Genomic DNA, 8,502 nt, shown 5'->3' on the forward strand with positions numbered 1-8,502 from the left:
AAGGGCCCGTAGATGGGTGAATTGAACGCAATGGGGACGGAAAAGGCTGCAGCGAGAACGAGCGTACAAATCCATGCGGCCTTGTCTCTTAGGATCAGTTTGAGAAGAAGTCGACAGTACATTCAGAAGCACCTACGTTCCTCAAAGAATCGTTAGATTAAAAGTAACAGACCGGATGAAGATACGTGCGACGGGGGCGAGGCGAATGGCTGAGCGGTATCGATACGCGGGTTCAACGGTATCACATTGGCCACATAGATTTTTAACTTGCATTTCTACCCGCCCTTTTCGTAGAGTCGCCGATACGTGCTTAGCGCACCCTCGGCGCGTCCGGCAGGCTTTGCGAAATGGGATCCAGGAGACTTCGGCGCAGCATCATCTTGCGGAATGCTTCTAATGAGCCTCCCATCCTTCAAAAACAGAATCTCATCGCACAGCCTATCGACCGAATCCAAGATGTGGGATGACATGATGATGCACGTACCAGAATCGGCCAGCTTCCTGAGAATCTCGGAATGCAAGTCCACCCTGCTGGGGTCGAGCGCGTTCATGGGCTCATCTAATAGAAGGTACCGCGCGCCCGTCGCATACGCAATCGCCAGGGTAAGCTGCTGCTTCATGCCCTGGCTCAGAGTGCGGATCCTCATCTTCGCGAACTCGCCTATCTGCGTTTGTTCCACTATCTCTTCGATATCGCGAGCATGCGGCCACATATCGCAAACCATCTTGAGGTGATCTTCCGCACGCAATCCGGGATACAGCAGCGTCCCCTCACCAGGTGCATAGAAGATCATAGAACGGACCTCTCTCGCACCCGTACCCTGCACCTCATCCAGAACGATGCTCCCGTCCACGCGAGGACCCGGCAAACCTGCCATCGCACGCAGCAACGTCGTCTTTCCATGCCCGTTCGGAGCGACGAGACCGTAGACCGTACCCGGGGCAAACTCAGCGTTCACCGAATCTACGAGCACCTTCTTTCCATAAGAGATCGTCAGCGTTTGAAGGTCAATCATCGAGATCATCCCCTTTCGATCTTTGGAACACTCAGGCGCACCATCAACGGAGATACGGCGCCCAAGGCCACCAGCAGAGCGCCCGATGCGCCGACGACCTCTCCAAAAGGCATCGCGTTCGTCCCTCGCCCAAGGAACCCAATCGTCCCCACCTGGGAAGCGGGATCAAACGAGGCGAATGGAGCCAGCAGCGCGACGCCCATGCCCACGCTTTCAACATGAGCGCTCAACGAACCCAACACCAAGAGAACCGCGCAAACCATTCCGGTGACAACGGAGTTGCGGCTAATCGCTGCTGTCAACGCAGCGACGACGGAAATCACGCCGTATGCCATGACCAGCAACGGAATACTGCACAACACCGCCTCCCCCACCGTGGACGTTGTCGAAGCTCCCGCCCGAATGAGAGCGACGGGATACTCCGATCCACCCGCACCGTTCTTAATCACGGACACAACGACAGCGGGAACCATCGACACCAAAAGCAGCACCAAGCCAAGCAGGAGAGCCAGCGCAACAGCCGTCAGAAAACGCACATGCGCTGTTGCGGGGATCTGGAGAACCAGAAGGGAACGACACTGCAGGTGGGTGCACGCGAGCGATGTGACAACCACGGGCAACAGCAAAAATAAGGAGGGAAGCGCTGCCTGGAGATACGAAAGGAGGATTAATGGGGGCATCTTCGTACTTAACTCGTAAACCTTGGGGTCCGGCAAGCTCGCGATCGACTCAAGCAGAAGGGCGCGCGCCTCCGCACGAGAAGGAGTCTCCGGCTCGATTCCGATCGATTGCAGGAGAGTCGCATCTGCCGCGCCCAGCTCACCTCGAGCGCGCTCGTACGTCGCAAGGCTTCGAAACCCCTCCGCAGGCATAGGCGCGTACACGAAACCCGAAAGAGCATCCCGCATGTCTTCCAGGGCCGCTTTGCCCTCGACGTCCATATTCGCAGCGTTCTGCTCTAGATACCGATCTATTGAACGGAGCTCTCCATCCCTATACCGAACAGCGGAAACGTTATCAGCGTCAGGAAACATCTCGACCAGAGCCGGGGCCAGCATCGTCGTCGACATTGCAATCGCGCATACGGCGAGGGTAGGAGAACGCAGGAGCAGTTTCCCCATCGTTCTTACGTATGCAACGGCGAAGGCACAAGCGCTCGAACGAGTTGCCGTTCTCGATGCAGTGAAGGAACCTCTCTCAAGACAAATCGGGGATATCGGGCACGCGCAGCCGCTCTTTCCAGCAACGCAAAGCAGGCTAATTGCCAGCACCTCGATCCCGATTGCGCATACGAGGGCAATCGCGCCACGCTCGAAGCAAAGTCCAGGCAGATTCACTATCTGCGTTGTCGGGTACGGGCTATAGGCGCCGACGGTCAACTCAGTGTTCGCATACGTAAGGGGATTCAACAGGGCGAACTCACGTAAAGCGATGGATCTTCCGTAATACCCGGGAACCATCGTCACCCCCATCAGGGCACATACGAACACGATTCCAAGCGTAGGGTTATTGGCAATCTTCACGGCAAGGTGAACGACAAGCGAGATGAACGCTGCCACCAAGAATTGCAAGATGGCCGTCTGCGCGAACACCAGCCAAGCCGGTTTGATAACCGGAGTCGCATATTGAATGTAGCCTATCGGATAGAACGGCGAGCCCGGGCCATTCTTCACAAGCGCGGCGATTATCCCTGGAAGATTGATGGCGAGGACGGCAAGCATTGCAAAAACACTCGCCCATACGCTCGATGCAACAAGTCTACCCAGCTCGCCCATCGGTGCCTGGATGATGAGCTTTTCACGTTTGTTAAGACGCGCGGCAAGGAACGAGACGGCAACGGCCGTTGCGACCCATAGCAAGTACTCCTTCGATCCGTCATAATAGGTGTACTCTCCATCCGATATCTGCAGAAACGGAAGTAGGGGAGAGAGCGGTGCCAAGATAAGACGTCCCGCGGCAAGAGGGTACAGAAGCGCGGGCATGCTTGATGAAGAGGTACAGACACCGTCCTCCCCCGCATTCACAAGCGCATCCGCATAGGATGCTGACAATTCCTGCTCAACACGGGTTATTCCCGACTCGAGGTATTCGACCCGTCCGTCGATGCCAGCCGCGCTCCTGAAGACGGGCAGAGCACAAAGAACCATCAACGCAACAACGACAACACAGAGCGACCTGGAGGAGAGAAGCGACCTAAAGATCGCCTTCGAGATTTTGAGCATATTCATCGCCAACCTTAACCTCATCCAGTCGGAACAGAAGGGCCGAACAAAATGCTCGGCCCTTCCTCGCATCTAGTAGGTGCTATAGACAAATTGCCATTTATCAGTTGTGCCAAGAACACCACAGGAGCACATTGCAGCGAGGCGGGATTCCCTATGATGCGCGGATCGGCGATAGCCATTTCGGTAGGAAATCGTCTTGTAAGAGATGTTGAACATCGAGATGCTGTGCCCGCTTACGCCGCGAGGACAGCTGTAGCTCCAGTAGGTATCGACGACGTCGTCCGTATACCCGAGGGGCTCAACGAGGGCACACTGGCTGCTCTCATGGGAAGGAGGCATCGGGGTATCCGCAAAAGCGGGGGCTCCCGGCAGCAACAAACAAAGAGCGAGGCCGAGGAAAACCAAGAGCTTACACGACTTAACAGTACTGAACATAATCCTCTCCAATCTAGAGGGGTTTCGGTTGCAGTATGCTGTGATTACTTGCCGGCAAAGTCAATTTAACATAAACTGTTAAAAAGTAACCTGAGTTTTTTAAATTCTTCGGAGGTTATTATGAGTTCCGACAATCGCACTCCCCGGCTTCATTCCTTCCGCATCGCATGTGCGATAGCCTCTGCGACCCTTTGCGCCACCGCCATCGCACAAGTGGCGTTCTCCTTAAAGCCAGCAATCGAAGTGCTCGACAACCCTGTAATTGCAGACTCCCCCGCGTATCCAGCCCTTGCGATCTCGACATTGGTCCCTGCCGTCATCGGTATCGCTACGACCATCCTCAGCGCCGTTCTCGTGTGGACGATCAAGAGCGGAGACCCCTTCAAGAAAGGGTCTGCGACATGCTTGAAGGTGCTCGGCATTCTCTTCGTTGTTCAAGCTGCCACCAGCCTCTACGCCGGCTCACTCAAAACCTCCGTTTCGATGTTTGGCGGCGAGGGGGCCGTCGGCGCCCAAGAGATCGCTTCATCATTCGATTGGACCTCTCTGGTTCTCGGCATCGTCCTGTTCATGCTTTCCCAGCTCTTCTTGTACGCCCGAGAGCTGTACCTCGACTCCGACGAGATTGCGTAAGGAAACGCCATGCCCGTAATTGTTCGCCTCGACAAGATCATGGCCGAGCGAAAGATTTCCTCGAACGAACTTGCCGAAAGGATTGGAACCACGCCCGTGAACCTGTCCCGTATTAAAAAAGGGCATATTCGCGGCATTCGCTTCAACACACTCGAGCAGCTATGCCTCGCCCTTCGTTGCCAACCCGGAGACCTTCTCGAAGTCATGAGCGAAGAGGATGCCCGAAAGGAGTTCGGACTCGATTGGTCCGCCGAGGATTAGAGGGCGGTCGTACTCGCCCTGCACACGGGGATGCGAATCGGCGAGGTCTGCGGCCTTCGGTGGTGCGATGTGGATTTCGAGACGGGCCTGATCTCGATCAGACACTCGGTGGCGTACGCGAAGGGAATGGGTTCGTTCATCAAGGACACCAAGACCCATGACGCCAGGGGTATCCCCATCGACCCGGTCGGCCTACTCCCCTTCCTGAAGGAGACCCACGAGATCGACTGCGGAAAGCTGCGCTTGCGCGGCCTTACCGGGGCGGTCGAGATCGGGGACTGCTACATCCTGTCGGAGCCGGGCGCGACCTTCGCGACGACAAGCTATATCCGCAGGGCGTTCAAGACGTTCTCGGAGACCAACGGCCTCATGGGCACCAACGATGAGCTGATCACGTTCCACGGCCTTCGCCACACGTTCGCAACGCAGTGGATCCGCCAAGGCGGCGATATCAAGGCGCTCCAATCGATCCTCGGCCACAAGGACGCCATGGCGACGCTCAACGTCTACGCCGACATCGAGCCCATCTCCAAAATCCATAACATGCTGCGCGCCACGCCGTGCCTTTGGCGCGGGCACCTCGGGCCGAGGGTCGATCCGGGTCCAATGTTCCAACAGAGGATCCAGGAGTCCATCGAGACGCTCCAGGCGTTCGGCTACGGCATCACCGAGCCGGACGACCGAAATATCGCCATACGCGACGTGAAGACGAACAGTTGGCTCTAGCTCACCGAGTACGCGGCAGTGCTGGGCCCATCCCAACTGAGGTCACGGTGGTCCGATAGGGGCGCCGCCCGCGGCATGCGCCGCGGAGCGGTATCCCCTACCGAAGGGCGGGGATGCCCTCCGCTTCCAGTTCGGAATCAGCCGTCGGAGGCGTTCGGCTGACTGCGGGAACGGCCTGTCCGCTCAATGTGTTCGGCTGAGATCGGAAATCAACCCAACACGAGCCGGACACGCGCCAGACGGCTCTTCCCCGTGCGGCCTTCCCCCTTACGCTCATGTTGCAGGCATGTAACGCCGCAGCGAGCGCGCCTTTTTTGCGCCAGACAGGTACAATGATGAACACTGTACCGTAGCGGAGCGCCCCGCGCGCGCCGCAATCACGCGAAAGGGTTTCCCATGGCCGAGATCTCGTCCTCCCGTATCGTCATCACCGTCCTTGGCAAGAACCGCCCCGGCATCGTCGCCGGCGTCACCCGCGTTCTGGGCGAGGCCAACGTCGACATCCGCGACATCACGCAGTCCATTATCGAGGACATCTTCACCATGACCATGCTGGCCGACACCGCCGAGTCCAAGCTCGACTTTGCCGAACTGCAGAAGGCCCTGGCCGAGGCCGGCGAGCTTTCGGGCGTCAACGTGTCCATCCAGCGCGAGGACGTCTTTAACTTTATGTACCGCCTGTAGCGAACAGGCTGCGTGGAGACGGCCCAACGTGCGCCCAGGCGCAACGTCACCACATGGCCCGGAGAGGAGCGCACATGGCCTACGACGCCAAGAAAATCTACTACCGCTTCGACGACCACCTGAGCCGTCTGGTCTTGGATTACGAAGCAAGCCGCCAGATTTCGTCTGAGAGCGAAAACCTCTACCACGGCCTGCCGACCGACCCTTATGACGAGGGCCTGTTTGTTGAGCACAATGTCAAGCGCGGCCTGCGCAATGCCGACGGCTCGGGCGTGGTCGCGGGCCTCACTCGCATCTCGGATGTGCACGGCTACAACAAGGTCGACGGAAAGGTCGTGCCCGATCAGGGCAAGCTCACGCTTCGCGGCTACAGCATCGAGGATCTGGTCAACAATGCCCAGGCCGAGAATCGCTACGGCTACGAGGAAGTCGCCTATCTGCTTATCACGGGTTCGCTACCCAACAAGGAAGAGCTCGACGGCTTTTGCGAGCGCCTGGGCGCCTTTAGACATCTGAGCGACGAGTACGTCAAAGAGTTCCCTATGACCACGGTGTCGTCGAGCATCATGAACGTGCTCCAGCGCGCCGTGCTGCTGCTCTACGCCTTCGATGCCGAACCAGACGTGATCACGCCCGAGCACGAAATCGACGTCGCCATTTCCATGCTCGCACGTCTCCCGCGCATCGCCGCCTTCGCACACATGGCCTCGATCGCCAAGCTTCGCGGCTCCGAGGTTCACGTGCCGCACCCCACGCCCGGTCTCTCCACCGCCGAGACCATCCTACAGGTCCTGCGCGGCGGCATGGCATTCACCCGCGATGAGGCGATGCTGCTCGACGTTATGCTCATGCTGCATGCCGAGCACGGCGGCGGCAACAACTCCACCTTCGCCTGCCGCGTGCTGTCCTCTTCGGCAACCGACCCGTATTCCGCTTACGCCGCGGCTATCGGCTCGCTCAAGGGCCCGCGCCACGGCGGTGCCAATGCCAAGGTCGTGTCTATGCACGAGGACATCCGCGCGCATGTCTCCAACTGGGAGGACGAGGACGAGGTTGCAGCCTACCTGGGCAAGATTCTCGACAAGCAGGCCTTCGACGGCACGGGTCTCATCTACGGTATGGGCCACGCCGTCTACACGCTGAGCGACCCGCGTGCCGAGGTGTGCCGCCGTTACGCGCGCTCACTGGCAGCCAAGAAGGACTTGGGCGAAGAGTTCGCACTCATCGAGCGCATCGAGCGCCTGGCACCGCAGGTGATGCGCGACCACGGCATGACCAAGCCCATCTGCGCCAACATCGACCTGTACACAGGCTTTATCTACAAGATGCTCGGCGTGCCCGAAACGCTCTTTACGCCGCTATTCGCCGTCGCCCGCATGGCCGGCTGGTCGGCACACCGCATGGAAGAGCTCTTCTGCGCGCACCGTATCATCCGCCCCGCCTATCGTCCGGTGATCGAGCCGCTGGAGTACAAGCCGCTCGCCGACCGCTAGGACGCGGACCGTTATAGAACTCGAGCGTGGCCAGGGACCCAAGCCCTCGGCCACGCTTTTTATGCCAGTAGAAAGGACCGCATCAAATGATTGTGTTTTCCGATATGGATGGGACGCTGCTGACGAGCGATAAGCAAATGAGCGATGCCACCTGGGCGATGCTCGACGAGCTCGCACATCGTGGCATCGAGTTTGTTCCCTGCACGGGACGTCCACTGTCGGGCATCTTTGAGCCCATTCTCGCCCATCCCGCCGTGCACTACGCGGTCTGTGCCAACGGCGCCAGCGTCTGGCAGCTCGACGAGGATACGCCCACCGACGCCTCGCGCGCCACGTGCATCTTGAGCCGTCCGCTCGACCGTGGCATTGCCCACCGCATCCATCGCATTGCCGCCGGCCACGATGTGACCTTCGATATCTTCGCGGACGGGCAGTGCTTCCTCCCCCGCTCGCTCTACACGCGCCTGGACGAATTCTGCGGCGGCGACCCCCACATCGCGGCTTCGCTCAAGCGCACACGAACACCGATCGACATGAATATCGACAGCAAGATCGACGAGGTCGAGACGCTCGAACGCATCGCCATGTACTGGCACGACCCGGCCGATCGCGACGCCATCGCGGCGGAGCTCGACACGCTCGGAGGCATTGAGGTCACACGTTCGTACGCCATGAATATCGAGGTCATGGGCGAGGGCGCCACCAAGGGAACGGCCCTCACGTGGCTATGCGAGCACTTGGGCGAGCGTCTCGCCGACGCCTGGGCGTTCGGCGACAACATCAACGACATTCCCATGCTGCAGGCAGCAGGCCACGGCATGGCCATGGTCAACGGCGAGCCCGAAGACCGCGACGCCGCCGACGCCATCACCGAGTTCGACAACGACCACGACGGCGTCGCCCGCACCATCATGGCCGCCCTCGCCTAGTCATTGGCCAGTCACTGGGGACGTTCTTGAATGACTAGTCGTTGGGGACAGTCTTCGCGTGAACTGCATCCCATTTCTTGGACTTTGAAATTAAGGTTCG

At 59.0% G+C, this 8,502-nt stretch carries 8 protein-coding genes; 6 read left to right on the top strand and 2 right to left on the bottom strand.

Annotation, left to right across the window (positions count from 1 at the left end; genetic code table 11):
- Positions 1 to 275 precede the first annotated feature (275 nt).
- Together DW136_RS09520 and DW136_RS09525 are read right to left on the bottom strand one after the other, a co-directional pair.
- The gene (locus DW136_RS09520; RefSeq protein ID WP_117769450.1) at positions 276 to 1,016 is read right to left on the bottom strand and encodes an ATP-binding cassette domain-containing protein; all 741 of its coding nucleotides are present in this window, start codon (positions 1,014 to 1,016) and stop codon (positions 276 to 278) included.
- 5 nt (positions 1,017 to 1,021) lie between these two features.
- Complete coding sequence (locus tag DW136_RS09525) at positions 1,022 to 3,244, bottom strand: hypothetical protein (RefSeq protein ID WP_118289492.1); 2,223 nt, start codon at positions 3,242 to 3,244, stop codon at positions 1,022 to 1,024.
- A gap of 552 nt (positions 3,245 to 3,796) precedes the next feature.
- On the opposite strand from DW136_RS09525, the gene DW136_RS09535 reads away from it, so the two are divergent.
- The 6 genes from DW136_RS09535 to DW136_RS09560 all read left to right on the top strand — a co-directional run bounded on the left by DW136_RS09535 (position 3,797) and on the right by DW136_RS09560 (position 8,402).
- Positions 3,797 to 4,309, top strand: a complete 513-nt coding sequence (locus tag DW136_RS09535) for a DUF2975 domain-containing protein (protein WP_006235293.1) — start codon at positions 3,797 to 3,799, stop codon at positions 4,307 to 4,309.
- A gap of 9 nt (positions 4,310 to 4,318) precedes the next feature.
- The gene (locus DW136_RS09540) at positions 4,319 to 4,570 is read left to right on the top strand and encodes a helix-turn-helix transcriptional regulator (RefSeq protein ID WP_006235292.1); all 252 of its coding nucleotides are present in this window, start codon (positions 4,319 to 4,321) and stop codon (positions 4,568 to 4,570) included.
- 18 nt (positions 4,571 to 4,588) lie between these two features.
- A complete protein-coding gene (locus tag DW136_RS09545) occupies positions 4,589 to 5,296 on the top strand; it encodes a site-specific integrase (RefSeq protein WP_255360342.1) in 708 nt (235 codons plus the stop codon).
- 396 nt (positions 5,297 to 5,692) lie between these two features.
- A complete protein-coding gene (locus tag DW136_RS09550) occupies positions 5,693 to 5,980 on the top strand; it encodes an ACT domain-containing protein (RefSeq protein ID WP_006235289.1) in 288 nt (95 codons plus the stop codon).
- Between the two features lie 74 nt (positions 5,981 to 6,054).
- Positions 6,055 to 7,473, top strand: a complete 1,419-nt coding sequence (locus DW136_RS09555; RefSeq protein ID WP_117630075.1) for a citrate synthase — start codon at positions 6,055 to 6,057, stop codon at positions 7,471 to 7,473.
- A gap of 86 nt (positions 7,474 to 7,559) precedes the next feature.
- Entirely contained in the window at positions 7,560 to 8,402 is an 843-nt protein-coding gene (locus tag DW136_RS09560) for a Cof-type HAD-IIB family hydrolase (protein WP_117630076.1), read from the top strand.
- Positions 8,403 to 8,502: the final 100 nt, after the last annotated feature.

Source organism: Collinsella sp. AM12-1, assembly GCF_003472325.1.
GTDB lineage: Bacteria > Actinomycetota > Coriobacteriia > Coriobacteriales > Coriobacteriaceae > Collinsella.